Raw genomic sequence first — 22,482 nt, 5'->3', positions numbered from 1 at the left:
GTGTATGGAGAAGTTAAATTATTATCACCAGAAGTAGCATCAGCTTGCGAACTATGAAAAGTGACGTTAAAGTCATCAGGATCTTGTGAAGCGCCTAACAAATTAATAATTTGACTGTCTAAATCTATATTTTGAATAATTCCATTGGTGTCATCACCATCTAAATCATCATCACAATAAGAAAGGTTAGAAACAGGTGTAAATGTTGGTTCTGGATTTACAATAACATCAAAATTAGAAATTCCGTTGGCACACATGGTTGCTGAATTGTAAACTCTTACATGAATGGTTTCTCTATTTGGAGTTAAGTTTGAATATGGTGAACTTAAAGGGTTGTTTCCACTTTGTGCGTCTGCCAAAGTTCTATGATAGCTTACAGAATTTATGGTGGCATCTTGACTGCCTAAAATTGTGGCAGTTTGAGCATCTAAATCAATACTTTGTGAAAAACCATTTCTGGCAGAACCATCAGAATTATCGTCACACACTTCTAAATCATCTACAAAATTAGCAATTGGCAAAGGATTTACAATTACGTTAAATGAGGTATGGTCTGTAAAACAACCAGTTGTATTATTGGTAACTCTCACGAAAATTTCTTGTGAATCTGGAATTGTATTTGTAAAAGGTGTGTTTTGAGGATTAGAACCAGCATTGGCATCTGCAGCAGAAAGGTGATAGGTTACTGTAAAATCAGAGGAAGATTGTGAGCCCAAAATATCATTTGTTTGCGAATCTAAATCGAAGCTTTGTACAAGTCCATTAGTAGCATCACCATCGTTTGTATCGTCACACAATTCTAAATCTGTAACTGGATTTGCAGTTGGAACTGTATTTGTTTTTAGATACAATTCACCAGTACCAGAACAATTGTTATTGTTTTTATTGGTAATTTTAAAATAGATAGTTTGTCTGGTAACATCTGAAGGATAACCAATGTTTCTATAATTAGAAATATCTGAAATAGGGTTAATTACAGCTGTTCTATCTTCTGTAGTTTCATAGTAAGAAACTTCTAAGTCAGGTTGTAAAGCAGGTGGAAAAAAAGCTAATATTTCATTATTTGCACTACTGAAATCAAAAGTGGTAATTCCATCAGTATTATCATTTAAAGGTCCATCTGTACCATCAGTTTGAAGAAAATCATCACAAACACCTGGAAACTCTTTATCATAAGCTACATCAGCAGCAGCTTCTACTTCAATGTTAATTTTAGAAATTTTATAACAACCTAGTGAAGAATTAGTTCTAACCCAAGCTTCACCAGTTTGGTTTACAGGATAACGTATTTTATCAGCAACTTCTGGAGCTCCTGCAATGGCATCTGTTTCGGTTTCAAAATATTGGAAAGTTTCATTTGCAGAATTTGTAGAAATAGATATTTCAGCTTCAGTAAGGTTTACAGTGGAAATTCTATCTAAATCGTCATCACATTGTAATAAATTAACTTCATTAACAGTAGGCGCAGGATTTACAGTTAAAACTATAGCGTTAGATATTTGTTCACATCCGTTTCCTGTTCTTGTTAATCGAACTCTATATTGATTGTTATTAAAAGATAAGGGCGTATTTAAAATTTGTAAATCTTTGGTGGTTACTCCATTATAAGTTGCATTATTTGAAATGATATTCCAACTTGTTCCATCATCTGTAGAAACTTCCCATTGAAAATTATCTGCAGTGGAATCTATTGTAATAGTTGAGGTTAAATCTTCACAAAAAATAACATCGTTAAAAGGAGTATTTATGGTTATTGGGGCAGTAATTGTATAGTCGAGGTTTGGACTTGTGTATCCATCAACAGTATTTGTAACTTTACCATTTATATCAGTTTGTAAAGGATTATTTCCTAAAAAGCCATCATTATTTTCGTCGGTAAAGCCTGCTTCAATTACATCGTTACAATTGTCGTTATCTGAATCTAATTCAAGAAAGTTAAAATTGTTGTCTGCATCAGTATCTGCAATTGTGTAATTGATTGATAGTGTTTTACTGTCTGGTGTGGTTTCTAAATTATCTACCAAACCATTAGTACCAATATTTACATTGGCATTATCTATTACTCCATCAAAATCGGTATCTAAATTATGACCAGCTTCTGTGGCGTCAAAAATACCATCATTGTCAGCATCTAAATCTAAATAATTTAAAACTCCATCAGCATCTGTGTCATTTGAAGTTTCATTAAAATCTGGAATTCCATCGTTGTCAGAGTCTAAGTCAAACATATCTTCAACTCCATCATTATCAGAATCTCTAGAAAAACAAGTTAACAATAGGTTTCCGTTAAAAACAGAAGTTGATGAAATAGAATTTGATTTATGTTCGAAAACAATATTATTAATTTGATTAGCTACAAATTTAAAAGGAGTTGTTCCTGTTGGAGAAGGATTAAACGTAAAGTGAATTTCTGAAGCAGAAATAGTGGTAACTCCAGATTCAAAAACGCCATCAAAATTAGTGTCAATAAGTAAATTGTCATCAGGATCTAAAAGTGTAATGTTTTTATTATTTGGGCCAATTTTTATGATAAAAAATTCTCCATTAACAATGTTGTGTGTTGTACTTGAACTTTTGGTAAATTCAAGATTGATTTTTTGAGTAAAATTTAACTCGTATTTTAAATTCGAAATATTTTCCGCATTCAATGTAGAAATAAAATTACCATCTGATTGCCCTGTAAACGTATTTGTTGCGCCAGATGAATTCTGTGAAAATGTGCTTGTAACAATTGCAGAATTTGTTGAACTATTTTGAAAAGTAACACTTACGTTGTTAATATCGGAAATATTTAAATTGGCATTTCCAATAGATTCGTCACAGTTTAAAATTCCATCATTATCTATGTCTGTATCTAAGTTGTCTATCATTGTGTCTCCATCATAATCGTCAGGACAAATACTTACAGGCACTATAGCAGACTCAAACTCAGACATTGTACAGGTAATCGTAGCTTTTAATTGGTAATTACCTGGATTTGTAGGTGTAAATGACGGATCTGTAACTCCTGTAGCAACAAAGCCACCTCCTGAACCATCATCAAAAAACCATTCAAAAGAATCAAACAAATCTGTATTTGCAGCTTGTAACGTAACATTTGGAATACAATTACCTAATGATGAAACAGTAGCATTAAAGTTAATTTCTGGAGCTGAAGGAAAACCTGAGTAAAAACCTCCTGAACTTGCTGCTCCATTTTGATTAAAATAAGCACAGTAGAGTTCTTCACTACTTTCTATTGAAATGCTTCCTGTAAGATTTGTAACCTTGTAAGTAACGTAATTAGGATTTCCATCTACATCAAAAGGACCAGAAGTAGCAAAATTAGAAATAGGTTGAGAGTTAATGTTTACAGTCGCATTTTTATTGGTAACAATGGTAATACCACCTGTAAAAGTAACACCACCAATATTTTCTATAAATGGAATATTATCTACTTTTCCTCTATTTTCACAGCTTAAAGGAGGTACAAAAAATAAACCTTGATTTGCCTCATTATTATTTGCTCCAATTCCTTGATAAGCAAAGGAGGGTTTAGAAGTTTCCACATACATATTTCCGTTAGCATTGTACTGATTTCCTTCAATTAGTGTATACTCACCTTTATTAAGTATGGCTATAGCTGCATTACCATTAAGACTTACTGTAGTATTATCTTCATGAGCAACAATTAAAACGTTTTCCCAACCATCAGAACCATCACCTTTTACAAAAATATATTCACTACCAATTTTATCTACCCCAACAATTTGGTCTATACCATAATCCCTTCCATTACCATTATGAAAACTTCCATTTGCAGAACCAGTATTAACTACTATGGGCTTTGTTGCTGTTATTAATGTTCCAATTAATGCATCTCTATTGATGTTATTGTCAAATGCATTTGTTGCTATAATATAACTTTCACCTTCGTTTAATTGAATATTGGTTATCGGTAAACTGCCAGAATAATTTTTAATTTGAATTCCTGTAGGTAAATCATGAAAATTAACAAAAGTATTGTTTTCGGTAGCCATTACTGAAATAAAATTCAAGTAATTTGTTTGTGGATTAGCATTGGTAAACATTCCTGCTCTAAAAACAGTTCCTAGAGCTGAAGAACCTTTACTAACCAAGGCTCCTGCTTGGGCTCCACCTCCTGCTAAAACTCTTACAGAAACATAAATAACATCTTCGGCTTCTATGATAAAACCTTTATCTGAATGAACAACACTTGTTTGAGGTGAGGGTACAAATAATTGACTGTCTCCGTTTGCAATAAATATTTCTTGAGGACTTGAACTAGAAACTACACCTGTAATGTCATTAGCAGGAAAACCAACTTGTTTTATTCTAAAAGGAACATTTTGACTGCTAGGTGTAGAAATGTAAAAATATTGATTCTCAGGATTGGCATTTCCAGTTTCAGCATAGGTTAAAGGTGGTATAAAATGCTTTTTACTTAGTTGCGCATTTATATTTTGAAAGTAAAATAAAAACAAAAAAGTAAGTAATAGATAAGAGGTTTTATTTTTGAGCATTATTATAATTATGTTTTGATAATTAAAAATAACAAGAAATTTGTTAGAATTTAACTCTTTTTTAAAAATCTTGAATTTTATGTAACAAATAACGAATAAAAGCTACATATATTTAAAGTAAATATTCTTTTTTTTGAAAAAAAATAACGAAATTGCTTCACTTAAAAAATTGTTCAACTTAAAAACTTAATACATATGTCTGATGATTTTGACTTATTAGAAACAAATTCCACAAAAAAAACTGAAAAAGTAGATGTAAATTGGGGTAAAGCTATAGATACCATGAAATCTAAGTTATCTCAAGAAGAAGATCCTGAGAAACGTCAAAAAATATTAAACGCAACATTAGATGATGTTGTAGATATGGCAAAACAAGATAGAACTACTTTATTGGATGCTATAAAAGATTTAACAGATTATCAAGATGAAGTAGGTATTAAATTCGAAGGTTTTTCTGCCTTAAATCCAGCTGAACAAAAAGTAATTGACGATGCTCAAAAAGCATTAGAAAGAGCTAGAATTGAATTAGAAGACGCAAAAAACAAACCAGATACTTGGTGGAATAATTTGTGGGGAAGAAAATCAAGAATAAAAAGAGAAGAAGCAGAATTTGCAGAAGCAGAAAAAATAAGAGCAGGAGCAGATAATAAAGCAAAAGCAATGTTTCAAGAGCGAATTGAAAGTGCTGATATTCAAACATTGTTGGGTGAACTTTCTTTCAAATCTCAAGCAGCAGTTACCCGTTTAAAAAACAGAGAAGTAGAAATTAAAGAGGTAGAAGAAAAGCTAAAAACGGCCATTGTAGAAGCTTCAAAAAATCATACAAAAGCCTTAGAAAAAAAGAAGGAAGTAGAAGATAAATTAGAAGAGCAATATGCATTGTTAAAACAAGCTCGTCAAGAATTAGATGAAATAGCAGACAAACAATCTACAGCCTATTCAGAAGCCATTGGAAAAGTAACATCAATTGAACAAAAAGTAGAAGAATTAGAAGGATTGAAAAATGCTTACACAACTTTAGCAGCTTCTAAAGATAGTTTTGTTCATAAACACAATTTAACAATTAAGGTATTAACCTCATTGCGTTCTAATTTACAAACCCATAGAGCTAAATTAAAGTCAGATACTGAAGAAAGACTAAAATATTACGATGGTTATATAGTTGCGTTAAAAGCAAGAACCGATCAAGAATTTGCGGCAATTTTAGAGCATTTAGGTGTTAAGACAGATGAACATATTGGAGAAACGTTGGCTTCAATGCATTCAGCAAGTGCAAGAGCAAGACAAGATATGATGGAAAACATTCCAGTTCATGAAAAAGTAATGAAAGGTGTTTACAGTACGTATGCTGAAGCATTGCAAGAAATACGTGAAAAAGATGTGGACATTCAAAAGAATTTTGCAGACAGATATGGAATTGATATGAAAGAGATTTTTGAAGATTATTACAAAGCAGATGCAAATGCACCTTCTGGAAATGATGATGAGCCAACTCCAGCTCCAAAAAAAGAATCTTCAAACGACGATTTATTGTCTTAAAAAAAGTCAGCAATCAGCAGTAAGCAGTCTTCAGTTTGTAGTCAGTTTTTGACTTTATTATGATGACTGCCAACTGCCTACTGAAAAACTGTCTACTGAAAATATGATTACAACACCTTTAGATTCTGCACTTTTAGATTCGAAAGAACAATATGTTTTTTATCACAAAATGGTAGATTTTGTTCTAAAAGAACTGATTGTAAGCGTTCAACAAGAAAAATTATGCAGTCAGCAAGAACTGTTGATTTTTAAGCAATACTCAGATTTACTACTGTATTCCATTGAAGCCATGCGTATTAAGTATATGTATGATGAGGAAGATAATATGAAGGTCGATTTGACAGATTCTGGTTTTCCAAATTATTTAGAATTTAGGTTTTTGTACAATGATTTAGAGTTAAAAAACGAATACATTCATAAGTTAACAGATATTGATTCTTTAAAAGAAGAATTTTTAGACACTCTATTAAAGAAAAAACAAGCAGTTAAAAGAGATCGACTTTTTCAAGCAGCTTCTATTGTGTATTACAAATCTGTAGATCAAAAATTAATTTTCAACAGGTTTGTACAAGGTAAAATTTTGGAAGCTCCAAAAGATGCTTCTTACGAATATATAACAAGTTGGAGTTTTTATGATGTGAGTCACAATAGACCTTTTATTTGTTATATGTATTTTAATTACGAAGGTAAAAATGCCCTAAAGGATAAAGAAAAAATTTATCAGGTTTTAAAAGAAACCGCAGATAGACAAATGCCTTTAGATACCATGGCTTATAATATAGACAGAAAATTAACTGATATTGAACCAAAACATATCAAAAGAATTGATTTAGGGCCATTTCATAATGTATTTGCTAAAGACGAAAATAAAATAACACATGCTATTTTAACAGGAATTTCAAAAAAAGAAATTCCTTTAGAATCATATGCTTTATCACTAAAAATTGATGAAGTTTTTTCTGGAGAAACTTTTACAGAAGGCGGTTTTTTTTCGAAGCAAACTTTACAAAAATGGAGTGAGGTTATCAAACAGAAATATGTTTTTGCACCACACAGAATCATTCAATTATTGCATAATAGAACTCCAGAAGTACTGCATAAATTGGCGAAGAGTCCAATTGAAGTAAGCTCTTTAAAGTAAGCAGTCTAAAGTTGGCAGTTTTCAGTCAACGTGTCTGCGAAAAAAGAGTAAAAAATAAAAGTAAAGAAGAAAAATTAAAAAAATAACAAGCAGAGTAAGAAAAGCAGAGTAAACTGCAAACTGAAGACTGCTGACTGAATACTAAACAATGGAACACAACTCAACTTTCCCAATAAAACAAAATGAATTAGACATGCTTCGCGATGAAGCTTCTGGCTATTTAAAATCCATTCAATGGGAACAAAGTAATAGAGCAAAAAATAAAGATAAAGACGCAAAAGACGATTCCATTTTATTGTATTTGTCAAGAGCAAACAGTGGAAGTAACGTAGAAATAACCTCCGTTTCTAAAACTATTTTAGGCTTAAAAAAGCGCTTATTGCCAGATTCTATTGCAATTCCTGTGTATTTGAATCAGACTTTGTATGCTGTTCAAGAGGGAATTACTTTAGGAATTTGGATAAAAGATAGTTATTACGATGCCTCAGGTTTATCAAGTTTGAACGAACGAAAATCAGCTTTAGATTCTAATGGAAAAAGAGAATTTGAAAGTAAAATGCAAACCGCAACTGCATTTCAATTATTTGCAACCGCTTATAAAATTTTACACGATTTAAAACCACATTGTTCAGACGATTTATCTGTAATGAAGCAAAAGTTTGCAGGAATTCCAGAAGTATCTTTTACATCACCATTAAAAGGAATTGCCTGTGCATTATTTTATTTTGATAAATATTTAGGACATCCAGATATTGTAAAAACAGACAAAGATGTAATCGATTTTACAGTGGTGTATTTTGCAGCTTTTATTGATGAAATACAGCTTAGAAAAAGTACGTTAGAATATACAGAAACGATTGTAGATAGAACGTATAAATTAGAAAACAGCGATTTCGCAGTTTCTGGTTGGGAAAATGTTTTTGCAGGAACCGCAAAAAGTGTTGAGTTTAATAAAATTCAGTTCGAGCAAATTGTTGGAAATAAAGATGCAAAACATTTCGCACGTAGATTAACAGAAAGAATGTTGAGCTACGATTTTGATGCAAAGAAAAATCCGTTTCAAGAATTGGGAGGTTTTATGCCAGTTTTTATGGGATATGGAATTCCAGGAACAGGAAAAAGTATGCTAATTGCTGCGATTGCAACTCGCTTAAAAGAACATTCAGACAATTTAGATATTCCTTTTTTGTTTCATCCAATGCCAGATACTTTAATTAGTACTTTTCAAGGAGGTTCTGCAGAAAAAATGGTGGAATGGATGAAGCCAATGCAAGACCCAACAAAATTAATTTTTGCGCCAATTGACGATGCAGAAAATAATTTACAAGAAAGAACTGCACAAGGAGTTTCAGCCGGAGTTAAAGAAGTTATTGGCGTATTCTTACGTTATACAGAAGGCGCTTATGCTGTAAATTATGGAAATTCTTCTATCGGACTTTTTACCAATTTACCAGAAATGTTAGACAAAGCTGTAATTTCTCGTGTACAAGGACGATTTAAAATTGATGGAGCAAGAACTGAACACGACTTTTTAGACCAAGATTATATTTGGTGGAAGAAACTTGATAAAACCATGCCCGATTTTGTGAACATGCAAAATCCAGAAAATTATCAATTTTTGAAAGACCAAGGTTTAGCAAAAAGCATGGGAGATATTTTAAATTCGGTAGAAAAACCTTCTGAAGAAAGAGTTTTGCAAGCTTATGATAAAGCAGAAAAACTGCATAAAACAAATCAGCATTTATTTTTTGCGAGTTTGTATAAAGAAATTCAGCAAATATTTCCATTTTTCTCATCAAGAGATGTGCGTAATATTCAATCTGCGATATCTTTAAGACTAACAGATTTTGATTTAGAACAAGATTGGTTCGAAAACCCAGAAACGTATTTCAAGAAAGATTACGAAACAAAGTTTCATATGTTGCAAGAATTGATGAAAGCCAATATGAAAGGGTTGAATTTTTCAGAAATTAGAAGACAAGAAGTAGTAAGGTATTTAGACAATGTTGCTACGATTGCAGATACAGATTTCAAGAGAAAAGTAGATGCAAGAGTAAATCAATTAAATATCGATTTGGAAGCGAGAAAAACATTTGGAGGTGACAGATAAAAAAGTTAAAAACGTAACCTCAAAAGTTCTTTCCAATATTTGGGCAAAGTTAGAGCAAGTCAGTTTCGATTTTACTTTTAAAAACGGAAAAACAGAGCGTTTAACCCACGAAGTTTACGGAAAAGCAGATGGAGTAGCAGTTTTGTTATACAATCCGATAACCCAAAAAGTAGTTTTATCAAAACAATTTAGAATACCTATGTATGTTGCAGGTGTTAAAAACGGATTTTCGATAGAAGTTGTTGGAGGTTCAATTGATAAAAATGAATCGCCAGAAACAAGTGTAATTAGAGAAACAAAAGAAGAAATTGGTTACAATATTTCTGAAATCGAAAAAGTAAGTACTGTTTTTTTATCGCCAGGATTAATGAGAGAACAAGTTCATTTATATGTTGCAAAATATACAGATGAAGATAAAGTTGAAAGTGGAGGAGGTTTAGCAGAAGAAAGTGAAGAAATTACGGTTTTAGAAATGTCTTTTGATGATGCTTTAAAAATGATAGAAAACCAAGAAATTATAGATGCAAGAACCATTATGTTGTTGTATCATTTGAAAGTTAAAAAATTAATCGAGTAAGAAAAGTTCTTTTTCTTCAGAAAGAATTTAGAATAGGAATATGCAAAAACTAAAAAAAGCCAATTTATATAGAAACGAACTAATTCCCATTAGCGGAAAATTAGTAGAACGTTACAATAAATGTTTATTGAAATTAGGTTTTTCAGAAACAAAACTCACCAATTTTTCAATTGATGGAGCTGGTTGGAGTCCAGAAATTGCAGAAGAGAAAAATGAAAATTTTTACTTAAATAATGGCGAAGCAAATACACATGCCATTATTATTTCACCAAAACAAAAAGGCTTACCTGTGTACAATCCGTTTCATTCTTTTGATAAAGAATTAATGAAAACTGTTTTTAGAAAACACGGAGATAAAATAAATAATATTACAAGAGATTCCGCAATTTGTATAGATTTCGACCAAAAAATAGACACGTTTTACGAGCCTTTAGATGTTTTAAAATACAAAGAAATCAACATTAAATTTCATCTAATCAATAATTTAGATGTTGCAAAAGCGGAACAATTAAAAATGATTGAAACTTTTAAAAAAGATACTAATTTTATTGATGAAAATATTCATCAACAGTTGTTGGCATCTGCTAAAAAATATGGCGATTTAAGAGAAAGAACGTTAGATTTAGAATCAATTGTTTTTGCATCAGATTCTTTTTACACAAAAGCATTTGGTGGAATTTTTGTGTTGAGAGACTTTGTAAAACCTATTTTAATTTTCGAAAAAGAAGAAACCTACAAAGAAGCTATAAACGACACAACTTACGACGTGTTAATGTATCATATATCTCACAAAGAGTTAATAGATAGGTTGTTAAGTTATGATATAATTGAGTTTGATTTGAATGAAGAAGTTACAGGAAAAAGATATGACAGAATTAAAAAATACATTTTTTCATCTTTTTTAAAAGAAACAAACCATCCAATAAAAGATATTTTACAAGACCCTATTTTATTTAAGAGTTATTTAAATAAAATAGACATACAAGAACGAAAAAGAGTAATGGGTTTAGAACTCTTTTTGCAAAAGAAAGAGATTTCAAAAACAATAAAAGCAAAAGATATTTTAGATGACGAACTATTTGTAGCTTTAAACAAACCACATTCATCTTTAAAAGCGGCAAATCAAGATTTAATATGGTATTTATTGGTAAACATTGCACCAAAAGATGTTTTATTTTTATATTGGTATGACAAAGAACAATTTTATGAACGTTTTAAAAATTTAAATGAGTCTGTTCAAGATTGGGTTGTGGAAACAATAATAAATGGTTATTAGGCTGGAAGTTTGAAGCACGAAGTTGGAAGAATGATGTGTGAAGTTGGGAGTTTGAAGCGTGAAGTTAGAAGCATGAAGATGGAAGTTAGAGTAGGAGATAGAAATTGATTTTTGTATTTTTATAAAAAGAAAACGAATGAGTTTTAAATTTGAAAATCTTATTATTTGGCAAAATTCTATGGATTTAGGCGAGGATATGAATTTATTAGCTAATAGTTTTCCAAGAGAAGAAATTTATAATTTATCATCACAGTTAAGAAGAGCATCAGATTCTGTTGCTTTAAATATTTCAGAAGGCTCAATTTTACAGTCAGGTCCAGAATATAGAAAGTTTTTAGGGTATTCAATTCGTTCTTTAGCAGAAGTTGTAACGTGTTTACACAAAGCAAAAAGAAGAAATTACATATCAGAAATAAAATTTAATAATCAGTACAAAAAATGTTTCAACTTAATGAATATGATAATAGCATTTAGAAAAAAAATAAAATAATAAGTTGGAAGATGGAAGATGGGAGTTTGAAGTAAGAGTAAGAAACTCCCAACTTCAAACTCAAACCAACTTCAAACAATTAAAAAATAAGATAGTATAAAATAACATAAGAGTAAGAAACTTCCAGCTTCAAGCTCCCAACATCAAACTTAAAACATCTCCAAACTTCAAAACCATGACATTAGAACTTATTACTTTTATAGCATCAATATTATTAGGCATTATTATTTATTGGAGAGAATCACAAACCAATAGAGTGTATCGTTTTTTTAATAAATTATTGAATTCTAAAGAATTACAAATGAAATCTATAGAAAAAAAGGGGTTTGTTTATGAGCAAAACTTTCTTTTAAGGCTAGTTTTTATTACTTCATTTTTCTTGATTGGAATTTTAATCACACGTTTTTTAATTCCTATAGATTTGGCAACAATTTCTTTATTTGCTTCGATGATTTTCGGAACTTTAATTGGTACCTATATAGCAGGATTTATTTTTAAATCGTCAGCAATTATAGATGAACATTCAGATTCTCTAGAAGAAAAATTTAATGATGTTTTAGAAAAAGGAAAAGATTTTATTGAAGATATAAAAGGTGAAGAACCAATAGCTATTAAAAAAGTACAAGAGGAAATTGAAAAACCAAAAGTAGAGGAGAAGAGTGCAAGAGAGCGTTTAAAAGATAAAGGACTGCTTTAAGTAGTTGGAAGTTTGAAGCTCGAAGTTGGAAGTTGGAGTAGAAAAAGAAGTTATAATATGTAAGTATGAATTAAATTGAAATAAAAATAATAATATAAGTCATTAAGAAAAATATCATCAAACTATAAATCAAATAAGAATAGAAGTTAAGAGTAAAAATTTTTAAACTCTCAATTTTAAAAGATAAAGTATGAGTGAGAAACTCCCAGCTTCCCACTCCCAACTTCAAACTATAAAGTATGAGTAAGAAACTTCAGGCTTCCAACTTCATACTTCAAACTCATAATTATGATAAAAAAATATTGGAATAAAGGATCAAAACAAAAAAAGAGAGTCATCATATTCTCTATCATTATTATTGCGTTATTATTCTTTTTAAGAGACGATTATCAACCAGCATTGTTGTTTTTTAGAAAGTTTATGTTTATAATTCTTTTATGTTTTACAGTATTGTATTTTGGATTGAGAAAATTTCGAAAAACTCCAAGTACAGGAAGCAGAATAGGTATTTTGTTTCTATTAGCACTTTTTTTTGGAGCTATTTATTACGTGGGTTTTCAATCGAAAATGTACAATTATATGCAAACTTATAATGTGTTTAACAATTTGAATAGAATTGAAATTGTAGAACTTCCTCTAACGCAAAACGAAAGAATTCAACCCTTAAGAAACATTTTTTCAATGGCAAATGAATCTGTTGGAGAAACCAAAGATGTTTCATTACCACACTTGGTAAGAGTGGATGATTCAAATCAATGGACAATGGCAATTCAGCCTACAGAAAAATATTATTGGCAAGGTTTAAAAGACAATACAGAAGAGGTTTTTTCAGTATCAAGTACCACACCTTTTCCAAGATTTTCGAGTGAAAATAGAATTCCGGTTACGTTTTCCATAGGCGAATCTTTAAAATTTAGTAGAAATACATACAATGCAGTGGTGCAAAGATTTAACCCTTGGATGTTATTTAATTACGAACCAAGTGACACGTTTTATATGAAAAACGATCAAGGTGCTTGGGTACAAGTAGTAAGTTTAATAAAATGGAAAGGCTTCTTTTTTCCATATCCAACTTTTGGTGGAGTTATGGTTGTTGATAATGGCGAACATTCTTTGAAAGACTATTTAGAGCGAATTACCATTGGAAAAGGAACGTATATTTCTCCAGAAGAAATGAAAAATTACAAATACCTTACAAAACAAAATACATTGTCAGAAAAAGTTTCTCGATTACAAGCAGAATCTTTAAAGTTTTTGGCAGGTTTTTCAGATCCATTACCTTGGAACATGAAAAGTGCAGTAAAAATTCCAGTTGCACCAAAAGACCAAAATGAACAACCATACGTAACCGATTTCGACTTTTCAGATACAAATGTTGGTGCATTTAACGGTTTATATCATTGGTTTGGTTTAGAGCCTGTTGGAGAAGAAAGAACCAGTTTAAGTTTTAGTGTTTTCATTCCAGCAGATGGTACAAATAAGTTTTATTATTACGATCATGCTTCAAAAAAACAAGGTTATGCAGGTGTTTCTGCAATGCCCTTAAAGGTAAAAGAATCAAAAAAAGAGTATGATTGGAATGCAAATTCTCCTGTAGAATTTAGACCTTATATTAAAAATATTGCAGGTAGAAAGCGCATGTTCTTTTTAGGTACAATATCTACAATTAGTACCAACAACCCAAATCAGTTTGATGGTTCTGCAACACCAGATTTAGCTTTGGTAGATAGCGAATATAGAGATGTTGTTTGGATAAACGCAAAAAAACCAAGTACTTGGAACGAAGAGGTTTATAAGCAGTTAAATGAAGCTTGGAGAACTAGTGAAGGAGAAAACATTTACTTCGAAAAAGAGCTAACAGTTTTAGAAAAAAATCAGGCAATTTTAGATTCCATTCAATTGATTTCTAAAAAGGAAAAGAATTTAAAAGAAATTCAACGTTTGCAAAAACAGATAGATTCTATTCGTATCAATCAGTAGTTTCATTGCGAGTTTATGAAGCATCTTAATTTGTCATCTTGAACACAATTGAAAGATTCAATCTGGACTAAACTTGTTTACAAATTTTTAGAGCTGAGATAGATTTTTGTGTTTAGCTAACAGTTTGTGTATGGAAAGTTGTGTGATTTTAGGAGAATTTACTAATTAAAACACGAACGGCAAAATTCCGAAGGAATTTCCCGAGTGAGCTAAAACAAGCAATAAAGTTTATACGGTGTTGCCAACTGTTTTTATTTAAAATTCGGATTATATTTTTCAAATTTCAATCCAAAATTAGACGTTAAAAATTTAGTTATTGGTTCAACGTTTTCTTTCTTTTTCAGATCTAGTATTGGTTTTCGTTTTGTATGTCTTGCATTCAAGAGGTTAATTTCAAAACTGTTATACTCAAATGCTAAGTCTGGTTTCGCATCACTAAACCAAGCAAATTTTTGAGATTTCCTAAATTTCAACACTACTATTCTAGATTTTTCAGAAATGTCAATTCGCGTTTTGAAAAATAATTTTCCTAAAAAGAATGAACCTTTATAAAGATTTGAGTTTTTTTTCAGAAACCCCCTTTTCAAAAATGCAATTGATATTAAAAAAGCATAACAAATAACACAAAGCAAAAGAATTAAATAATCTTTCATATTCAAATGCATATTGTTTCTTAACAAAAAGAAAATTTTAATTAAGAAAGGTGCTCCAAGATATAGGAGAAACGTAATCTTTTGATGATTAGTAAATCTATATTCTAAAATAATTTTTTTCATTCAGAGCATTTTTCCTAAATAGTTTGCAACGTCATCACGTTACGCAATGTTTTAATGTTTAATAAACTTAGTTAGCTAATTTAAGCATTTTAACAAGAAATCAACAGGTAAACACCCTTTTTAATAAAAATTAAATTAAATATATTTCCACGGATTTATTTTCCTTGGTAAATAAAATTATTTGTTGTAACTTTGTTTAGAATTTAAAATCACCCAAAATGAAAACAAACAAAATTATTTACTATATCTCAACAGGATTATTAACTCTATTAATGCTTTTTTCAGTAAGCATGTATTTTTTTAACAATGCAGAAATTCAAGCAGCGTTTGCAAGTTTTGGATATCCAACCTATATAATTTATCCATTGGCTATTGCTAAAATTTTAGGATTAATTACCATTTGGTTTGTGTCAAACAAATCATTAAAAGAATGGGCATATGCAGGTTTCTTTTTCAATTTTGTGTTGGCATTTTTCGCTCATTACATGATTAGTGATGGAGAACATATGGGAGCATTATTAGCAATTGTATTACTATTTGTTTCATACATATTTAGTAAAAAAGTAAATAATGGCAAATAATACCACATCAAAAGTAGTTTTAACAACTAAAAACTATTTAGCAGAAGCAAAAATGAGAAATCATTTTGCAGTTATAGATGAGCCAGTAAATTTCGGTGGAGATGATAATGGACCAACACCAGTAGAGTATTTACTTACAGCAATTGGAGGTTGTGTTGCTATCACTTTAAGAATGTATGCCGAAAGAAAAGGTTGGGATGTTGGCGAAATAACTGTAAACGTTTCGCAAGTTAAAAATGAAAATGGTTCTTATTTAAAAGAAGAAATTTCATTTTCAAAAGAAATTGACGAAAAACAAAAAACGAAATTGTTAGAAATTGCTGGCAAATGTCCAGTAGCTAAAATGGTAAAAGGAGAAACTGAAATAGTTAGTAGTATTCAGTAGTTTAGTAGGCAGTCACAGTTTTTAGTGGCAGTTTCAGTTCAAAAGAGATAATTAAACAATTACACAATTAAACATTTTTAATATATGAAAAAGATATTAGCATTTGCAGGAAGCACAAGTTCAACATCAATAAATAAAAAATTAGCAACATTTACTGCAGAAAGTTTAAACGAAGCAACTTTTGATATTATTGATTTGAGAGACTTTTCTGCACCAATTTATAGCGAAGACGAAGAAAATGAAAATGGTTTTCCAAATGATATGACTAAATTATCTGAAATGTTCGATAATTACGATGGATTCATTTTGTCATTAGCAGAACACAATGGTTCTTATGCAGCAGCATTTAAAAATATATTTGATTGGTGTTCGAGAATAAACAATAAAATATTTAGAGAAAAGCCAGTTTTATTAATGGCAACATCTCCAGGAGGTATGGGAGGTAAGTTTGTTTTAGCAGCAGCAGAACAACGTTTTCCAAGACATGCAGCAAAAGAATTGCTAACTTTCTCATTACCAAATTTTTCAGATAATTTTAAAGAAGGTAAAATTGTAAATGAAGAGTATTTAACCTTGTTAACTCAAAAAATAGAACAGTTCGAAAATTTACTAAATAATTAAATTATGAAAATAATCTTATACGGAAAACAAGGACATGCATACACAGTAGCTTTTAAGAATTTCTTAAATTCTACAGAAGTCCCATATGTTTATAAAGATATTTCTAAAGATGTAGAAGCTAGAGAACATAGTAAAGAGCTGTATAATGGAGTTGCAAAATTTCCAACGTTATTTGTAGATGATACTGTGTATTTAACACCTACAACAGAAGAGTTTAATAAAATTATGCAAGATTTAAAATTAAGAGCGTAAAATTAGTTCAAAGTTCAACGTCTAAAATTCAAAATTTTCTGTTTTGCAAAGTTTCAGAAATGCAAAGTTTTTTAGTTTTGAATACTGAATACTGAATACTGAATACTGAATACTGAATATATGGGAGACATTTCTAAAGACATACAATCGAATTTTAAAAATGAGAAGATAAAAGCGTTAATCAATATAAAATATACAGCAAACTGGCTCAATAGTAAAGAAAACGACTTTTTTAAACCTTATGGAATTTCACCACAACAGTTTAATATTTTACGAATTTTAAGAGGAGCAAAAAAAGAAATCAAGGTTCAGGTTATAAAAGATAGAATGATTGAACGTGCACCAAATGCAACACGTTTAATGGATAAATTGTGTGACAAAAATTTAATAGAAAGAATTCGTTGCGAACATGACAGAAGGGTTGTGTATGTTCAAATTACAGAAGAAGGGCTAAAATTACTTTCTACCATAGATATCAATAAAAACCTTTCTTTTTTAGATAATTTAACTGAGAAAGAAGCTTCTTTGTTAAGTGATTTGTTAGACAAAATACGTTAGAAAAAATTTATAAAATTATTTTCCTCGGAAAATAAATAAAATCTCGCTACAAATTTCAGTAATCCCAATTTTTTATTGGAATTGTATCGAGAAGAAATAATAACATTATGAAAACACAAAAAACAGTTCAGCATAAAGTTGCAAGTCCATTAGTAAATATGGGGCCAATAAAGTTACGTCAACCATTGCCAACACAAGGAATTGAAAATGTAGATCCGTTTTTATTATTGCATCATTATGGACCTTATGCTATTTCAGAATTTAACAATCCGTTTGATTTAGGCCCACATCCTCACAGAGGTTTTGAGCCAATTACGTTGCTTTTTAAAGGCGAACAATTGCACAGAGATTCTTTGGGAAATGAAATGGTGGTAAAAGCAGGTGGAGTTCAGTGGACAACTGCTGGACGTGGAATTATTCACGCAGAAGCACCCACAAAAGAGTTTGTTAAAAAAGGTGGTGAGTTAGAGGGAATTCAATTATGGTTGAATTTACCAGCAAAAGACAAAATGATTCCACCAAATTATCAACATTTAGAAGACGAACAAATTCCGAAGGTATTTTCTGAAGACAAAAAAGTGCAGTTGAATATCGTTGCAGGAACTCAATTTGGTGAAAATGGGTTGATTAAAACACAAACTGAAGTAAATGTTTTTACTGCAATTGCGCAAGAAAACGGACATATGGAAATTGAACTTCCAGAGAATCATCAATCTTTAATTTACCTATTGGAAGGAGAAATTATGGTTAATAATACTGAAGTTTTAAAAAAAGGAGAAAACCAAATGATTACATTCAACCAAGATGGAAACTTTATTGAATTTGAAGCAAAAAAGCAAAGTAGTTTATTAATACTTTCAGGAGCTCCAATTAAAGAAAAAGTGACACAATACGGACCTTATGTAATGAACACACAGACAGAAATTTTAGAAGCAATGCGCGATTTTCAGCAAGGAAAAATGGGGCATTTATATTAGAATTTAAGTTTAAAATTTTATAAAGTTGTCAGTTCGAGCGCAGTCGAGAACTAATTAACCTTTCGACTGCGCTCAAGGAGACAAATCTTAAAAATAAAAATTATGAAAAAAATAATTCACAAATCAGAAACAAGAGGAGAAGCAAACCATGGATGGTTAAAATCATATCATACATTTAGTTTTGCCAGTTATCAAAATCCAGAGAGAATGAATTTTGGAATGTTACGTGTTTTAAACGACGATGTTGTACAACCAAAAATGGGTTTTGGAACGCATCCACATAAAAATATGGAAATTATTTCCATACCTATTTCTGGAGCACTTTCTCATAAAGATTCTATGGATAACAAACGCTCCATAGAAGTAGGTGAAGTACAAGTTATGAGTGCAGGAACAGGTTTAACACATTCTGAATTTAACGATTCTAAAACAGATGCTGTAAACTTTTTACAACTTTGGATTATTCCAGAACAAGAAAATGTAACTCCAAATTACGAACAGAAACTATTTTCTGAAGCTGGAAGAAAAAATAAGTTTCAAGTTTTGGTTTCACCAAAGGACAAACAAGTAGCAGGTTCTTTACCAATTCATCAACAAGGTTATATCTCAATGATAGATTTAGATGAAGATTTTGAAACAGAATATGAACTTAAAAACGGAGCATATTTTTTCTTAATTGAAGGAGAAGTAAGTATCGCAGAAGAAACTATTAAAAAAAGAGATGCTATTGGAATTTCAGAAGTTGAAAAAGTGGCAATAAAAGCGAACAAAAAAAGTAAATTATTGGTAATTGATGTTCCAATGATGTAAAATACAAGCCCCTAAAACCGAAAGTAAAACTTTCAAACTTAAAGCCAAAGAATCAATTTCTTTGGCTTTTTCTTTTCAGAAAATAAACATATATTGCAAAGTATTATGCATGCATAATAAATTTAATTTTAGTATTATGAAATATAAGCACATTTTTGAACCCTTAGATTTAGGATTTACAACCTTAAAAAATAGAATTTTAATGGGTTCTATGCATACTGGTTTGGAAGAAGAAAAAAATGGAATAGAAAGAATAGCAGCATACTATGCAGAACGTGCAAAAGGTGGAGTAGGTTTGATAGTTACTGGAGGTATAGCACCAAACATACAAGGTTGGACAGCACCATTTTCAGCAAGAATGTCTACTAAGAAACATGCAAAACATCATCAAAAAATTACTGAAGCTGTTCACAAAGAAGGAGGAAAAATTTGTATGCAAATTTTACATGCAGGACGTTATGGGTATCATCCTTTTAATGTCGCACCATCAAAAATAAAATCGCCAATAACACCATTTAAACCATTTAAGTTAACAGAATCTGGTATCAAAAGAACCATTCGTGATTTTGTAAATTCTGCAAAACTTTCTAAACAAGCTGGGTATGATGGAGTTGAAATTATGGGTTCTGAAGGGTATTTAATCAATCAGTTTATTGTAAAAAGAACTAATAAAAGAACTGATGCTTGGGGAGGAGATTATAAAAATAGAATGCGCTTACCTATTGAATTGGTAAAACAAACAAGAGAAGCTGTGGGTAAAGAATTTATTATTATTTACAGATTATCGATGTTAGATTTGGTAGAGAATGGAAGTTCTTGGGAAGAAGTGGTTCAATTGGGAAAAGAAATTGAAAAAGCTGGAGCAACTATTATAAATACAGGAATTGGTTGGCACGAAGCAAGAATACCAACGATTTCAACAGCAGTTCCAAGAGGTGCATTTACTTGGGTTACCAAAAAAATGAAGGAAGAAATCTCAATTCCATTGATTACTTCTAACAGAATAAACATGCCAGAAACAGCCGAAAAAATTCTTGCGGAAGGTGATGCAGATATGATTTCAATGGCAAGACCATTTTTGGCAGATCCTGAATGGGTAAAAAAAGCAAAAGAAGAAAAAGCAGATGAAATAAATACATGTATTGGTTGTAATCAAGCTTGCTTAGATCATGTTTTTGAACAAAAAGTAGCAAGTTGTTTGGTAAATCCTAGAGCTTGTCATGAAACAGAATTGAATTATGATCCTGCAGAAAATAAAAAGAAAATTGCCGTAATTGGAGCAGGACCTGCAGGTTTAGCTGCAGCAACAATTTCTGCAGAAAGAGGTCATATGGTTACTTTATTTGATGCAGATAAAGAAGTTGGCGGGCAATTTAACATCGCAAAACAAATTCCCGGAAAAGAGGAGTTTTACGAAACGCTACGTTATTTCAGTAAACAAATAGAATTGCATAATGTAGCTTTAAAATTAAATACTAAAGTTTCTGTAGAAGATTTACAAAAATCAGATTTTGATGAAATTGTAATTGCTACAGGAATTAAACCAAGGCAATTAAAAATAGAAGGAATAAATCACTCAAAAGTATTGAGTTATTTAGACGTTTTAAAACACAAAAAACCAGTTGGAAAGCGAGTAGCTGTTATTGGAGCAGGAGGTATTGGTTTTGATGTTTCAGAATATTTATCTCACGAAGGTGAATCTACCTCACAAAATATCAATGCTTGGTTAAAAGAATGGGGAATTGATAAATCTTTAGAAGCAAGAGCTGGTATTGAAGGAATAAAACCATCATATCATCCTTCTCCAAGAGAAATTTTTATGTTTAAAAGGAGTGCAGGTAAATTTGGTGGAAATTTAGGAAAAACCACAGGTTGGATTCATAGGTCTACCTTAAAGAAAAAGAAGGTGCAATTTATTGGAGAAGTCCAATATACAAAAATTGATGATGAAGGATTGCATTACATAAAAGACGAAAAACCAGAAATTTTAAAAGTAGATAATATAGTTATTTGTGCAGGACAAATTCCTTTTAAAGAACTGTATCAACCTTTACTAGATATAGGAAAAAACGTACATGTAATTGGTGGCGCAGATTTTGCAAGTGAATTGGATGCAAAAAGAGCTATAAATCAAGGAGCTAGATTAGCCGCTAAATTGTAAAGGTTTTCCTATTTTTGCATTATAAAATTTATAAAATGAAAAACATATTAATACTTATAGTGTTATTTTTAGGGTTCAGTTCTGTAGCTCAAGAGGCTCCAGAAATGGCAAAATACGATGCTAAAAACGCAGCAAACATTTTTTATTATAATTATTTTGAAGTTCCAGAAAAAATAAAAGTTAAAGATGATGTTTTAAAAGCTAAAGTATTTAAATCTTTAAGAAGCTATAATGACAAAATAAAAAATATATCTTTTTTAAACTTTCAAAAATTACAAGATTTAGAGGTAACTGTAAATTCATTAGGTAAACAATTGTACACTAATGCAGATTTAAGAAATAAAGTAAGAACTCAAATTGAAACAACTATTTTACCAATTAGAGATAGTATAGGTAAACTAGAAAAAGTGTTGAATAGTGATTTCGAAGAAATTTTGTCTAGAAGACAATATAAAAAGTGGATAAAATATCAAAAAGCACAAAAAAGAAAGTTATTACCAGAAACATCAAAAACAAATAGCGCAAGAGAGCCTTCAAACATCAACAGAAGAGGCTTAGGAGGTGGAAGAAGGTTTTAATAGATAAAAAATATTATTATTTTACCATTATTACGGAGTTTATATGGCCATTTCCATCATACTCTTTAATAGAGTTATTTGGATCTAATTCCCAACTGCCATCTACAATAAATTTATAGTGATATATATTTAGTTTTAATTTTAAATATAGCTTCTAACCATTTTATTAATTGGGTTTTTAATAGTATTTACAACTTCAGTAGTTTCCTTTTTTATTTTTGAGTTTTCCTTCAATAAAAATTAATCTTTCAACCAATTTAAAAGGTATACGAGTGGTAAATTATACACAATTCCTGCTTTTATAAAATACAAAAGAGTCTTTGGAAAAAGTATTTGGATATATTATCAGCATTCAAAAAAATTGCAGATACCCATAAAAATATAAATAATGGTTAGCTGTTTCATATTGTAAAGGCAGTTACATTTACTAATATGTTTTGAAATAATACT

19 protein-coding genes and 1 pseudogene are annotated in these 22,482 nt (G+C 30.5%); 17 read left to right on the top strand and 3 right to left on the bottom strand.

All coding sequences use genetic code 11. From position 1 onward, the window contains the following. A partial coding sequence (locus FDT66_RS13895) for an IgGFc-binding protein (protein WP_138537582.1) occupies nucleotides 1–4,523 on the bottom strand: 4,523 nt, incomplete at its 3' end. Nucleotides 4,524–4,718: 195 nt separating this feature from the next. Here FDT66_RS13895 and FDT66_RS13890 point away from each other — a divergent pair. The 8 genes from FDT66_RS13890 to FDT66_RS13855 all read left to right on the top strand — a co-directional run bounded on the left by FDT66_RS13890 (nucleotide 4,719) and on the right by FDT66_RS13855 (nucleotide 14,333). Beyond that, on the top strand, nucleotides 4,719–6,062 hold the full coding sequence (locus FDT66_RS13890) for a glycosyltransferase family protein (RefSeq protein ID WP_138537580.1): 1,344 nt from the start codon (nucleotides 4,719–4,721) through the stop codon (nucleotides 6,060–6,062). Between the two features lie 103 nt (nucleotides 6,063–6,165). Next, nucleotides 6,166–7,203 carry a hypothetical protein gene (locus FDT66_RS13885; protein ID WP_138537578.1) on the top strand — a complete coding sequence of 346 codons (1,038 nt, stop codon included), beginning with the start codon at nucleotides 6,166–6,168 and terminating at the stop codon, nucleotides 7,201–7,203. Nucleotides 7,204–7,351: 148 nt separating this feature from the next. Further along, nucleotides 7,352–9,313: an AAA family ATPase gene (locus tag FDT66_RS13880; protein ID WP_138537576.1), complete on the top strand. Its 1,962-nt coding sequence runs from the start codon at nucleotides 7,352–7,354 to the stop codon at nucleotides 9,311–9,313. Further along, on the top strand, nucleotides 9,303–9,890 hold the full coding sequence (locus FDT66_RS13875) for an NUDIX domain-containing protein (RefSeq protein WP_246034889.1): 588 nt from the start codon (nucleotides 9,303–9,305) through the stop codon (nucleotides 9,888–9,890). Before FDT66_RS13880 ends, FDT66_RS13875 begins: the two co-directional genes overlap by 11 nt. A gap of 40 nt (nucleotides 9,891–9,930) precedes the next feature. Next, nucleotides 9,931–11,166 (top strand): DUF6638 family protein, encoded by a 1,236-nt coding sequence (locus FDT66_RS13870; RefSeq protein ID WP_138537572.1) that lies wholly within the window; start codon nucleotides 9,931–9,933, stop codon nucleotides 11,164–11,166. 136 nt (nucleotides 11,167–11,302) lie between these two features. Beyond that, entirely contained in the window at nucleotides 11,303–11,656 is a 354-nt protein-coding gene (locus tag FDT66_RS13865) for a four helix bundle protein (RefSeq protein ID WP_138537570.1), read from the top strand. A gap of 175 nt (nucleotides 11,657–11,831) precedes the next feature. After that, on the top strand, nucleotides 11,832–12,353 hold the full coding sequence (locus FDT66_RS13860) for a hypothetical protein (RefSeq protein ID WP_138537568.1): 522 nt from the start codon (nucleotides 11,832–11,834) through the stop codon (nucleotides 12,351–12,353). Between the two features lie 288 nt (nucleotides 12,354–12,641). Next, nucleotides 12,642–14,333 (top strand): hypothetical protein, encoded by a 1,692-nt coding sequence (locus FDT66_RS13855; RefSeq protein ID WP_138537566.1) that lies wholly within the window; start codon nucleotides 12,642–12,644, stop codon nucleotides 14,331–14,333. Between the two features lie 251 nt (nucleotides 14,334–14,584). Here the strand turns inward: FDT66_RS13855 and FDT66_RS13850 are convergent, their stop codons facing one another. Beyond that, a complete protein-coding gene (locus FDT66_RS13850; protein ID WP_138537564.1) occupies nucleotides 14,585–15,109 on the bottom strand; it encodes a hypothetical protein in 525 nt (174 codons plus the stop codon). A gap of 218 nt (nucleotides 15,110–15,327) precedes the next feature. On the opposite strand from FDT66_RS13850, the gene FDT66_RS13845 reads away from it, so the two are divergent. The 9 genes from FDT66_RS13845 to FDT66_RS13805 all read left to right on the top strand — a co-directional run bounded on the left by FDT66_RS13845 (nucleotide 15,328) and on the right by FDT66_RS13805 (nucleotide 22,032). Beyond that, the gene (locus FDT66_RS13845; protein WP_138537562.1) at nucleotides 15,328–15,690 is read left to right on the top strand and encodes a DoxX family protein; all 363 of its coding nucleotides are present in this window, start codon (nucleotides 15,328–15,330) and stop codon (nucleotides 15,688–15,690) included. Next, the gene (locus FDT66_RS13840; RefSeq protein WP_138537560.1) at nucleotides 15,680–16,075 is read left to right on the top strand and encodes an OsmC family protein; all 396 of its coding nucleotides are present in this window, start codon (nucleotides 15,680–15,682) and stop codon (nucleotides 16,073–16,075) included. Before FDT66_RS13845 ends, FDT66_RS13840 begins: the two co-directional genes overlap by 11 nt. A gap of 84 nt (nucleotides 16,076–16,159) precedes the next feature. Next, on the top strand, nucleotides 16,160–16,696 hold the full coding sequence (locus FDT66_RS13835) for an NADPH-dependent FMN reductase (RefSeq protein WP_138537558.1): 537 nt from the start codon (nucleotides 16,160–16,162) through the stop codon (nucleotides 16,694–16,696). A 3-nt stretch (nucleotides 16,697–16,699) separates the two neighbouring features. Next, nucleotides 16,700–16,948: a glutaredoxin family protein gene (locus FDT66_RS13830; RefSeq protein ID WP_138537556.1), complete on the top strand. Its 249-nt coding sequence runs from the start codon at nucleotides 16,700–16,702 to the stop codon at nucleotides 16,946–16,948. A 120-nt stretch (nucleotides 16,949–17,068) separates the two neighbouring features. Then, a complete protein-coding gene (locus tag FDT66_RS13825; RefSeq protein WP_138537554.1) occupies nucleotides 17,069–17,506 on the top strand; it encodes a MarR family winged helix-turn-helix transcriptional regulator in 438 nt (145 codons plus the stop codon). A gap of 107 nt (nucleotides 17,507–17,613) precedes the next feature. Then, nucleotides 17,614–18,483 carry a pirin family protein gene (locus FDT66_RS13820; protein WP_138537552.1) on the top strand — a complete coding sequence of 290 codons (870 nt, stop codon included), beginning with the start codon at nucleotides 17,614–17,616 and terminating at the stop codon, nucleotides 18,481–18,483. A gap of 102 nt (nucleotides 18,484–18,585) precedes the next feature. Continuing rightward, the gene (locus FDT66_RS13815; RefSeq protein ID WP_138537550.1) at nucleotides 18,586–19,293 is read left to right on the top strand and encodes a pirin family protein; all 708 of its coding nucleotides are present in this window, start codon (nucleotides 18,586–18,588) and stop codon (nucleotides 19,291–19,293) included. Between the two features lie 136 nt (nucleotides 19,294–19,429). Next, nucleotides 19,430–21,454, top strand: coding sequence for an NADPH-dependent 2,4-dienoyl-CoA reductase (locus tag FDT66_RS13810; protein WP_138537548.1), 2,025 nt, complete (start codon nucleotides 19,430–19,432; stop codon nucleotides 21,452–21,454). Nucleotides 21,455–21,489: 35 nt separating this feature from the next. Next, a complete protein-coding gene (locus FDT66_RS13805) occupies nucleotides 21,490–22,032 on the top strand; it encodes a hypothetical protein (protein WP_138537546.1) in 543 nt (180 codons plus the stop codon). Between the two features lie 16 nt (nucleotides 22,033–22,048). On the opposite strand, the pseudogene FDT66_RS14300 reads toward FDT66_RS13805, so the two are convergent. Then, nucleotides 22,049–22,168: pseudogene (locus tag FDT66_RS14300) on the bottom strand (glycogen-binding domain-containing protein); the annotation flags it as partial. Nucleotides 22,169–22,482 lie beyond the last annotated feature (314 nt).

This window comes from Polaribacter aestuariivivens (assembly GCF_005885675.1).
In the GTDB taxonomy this organism is placed as follows: Bacteria; Bacteroidota; Bacteroidia; order Flavobacteriales; family Flavobacteriaceae; genus Polaribacter; species Polaribacter aestuariivivens.
The sequence above is the reverse complement of the archived record's forward strand: the minus strand, read 5'-3'. Positions and strand labels throughout refer to the sequence as shown.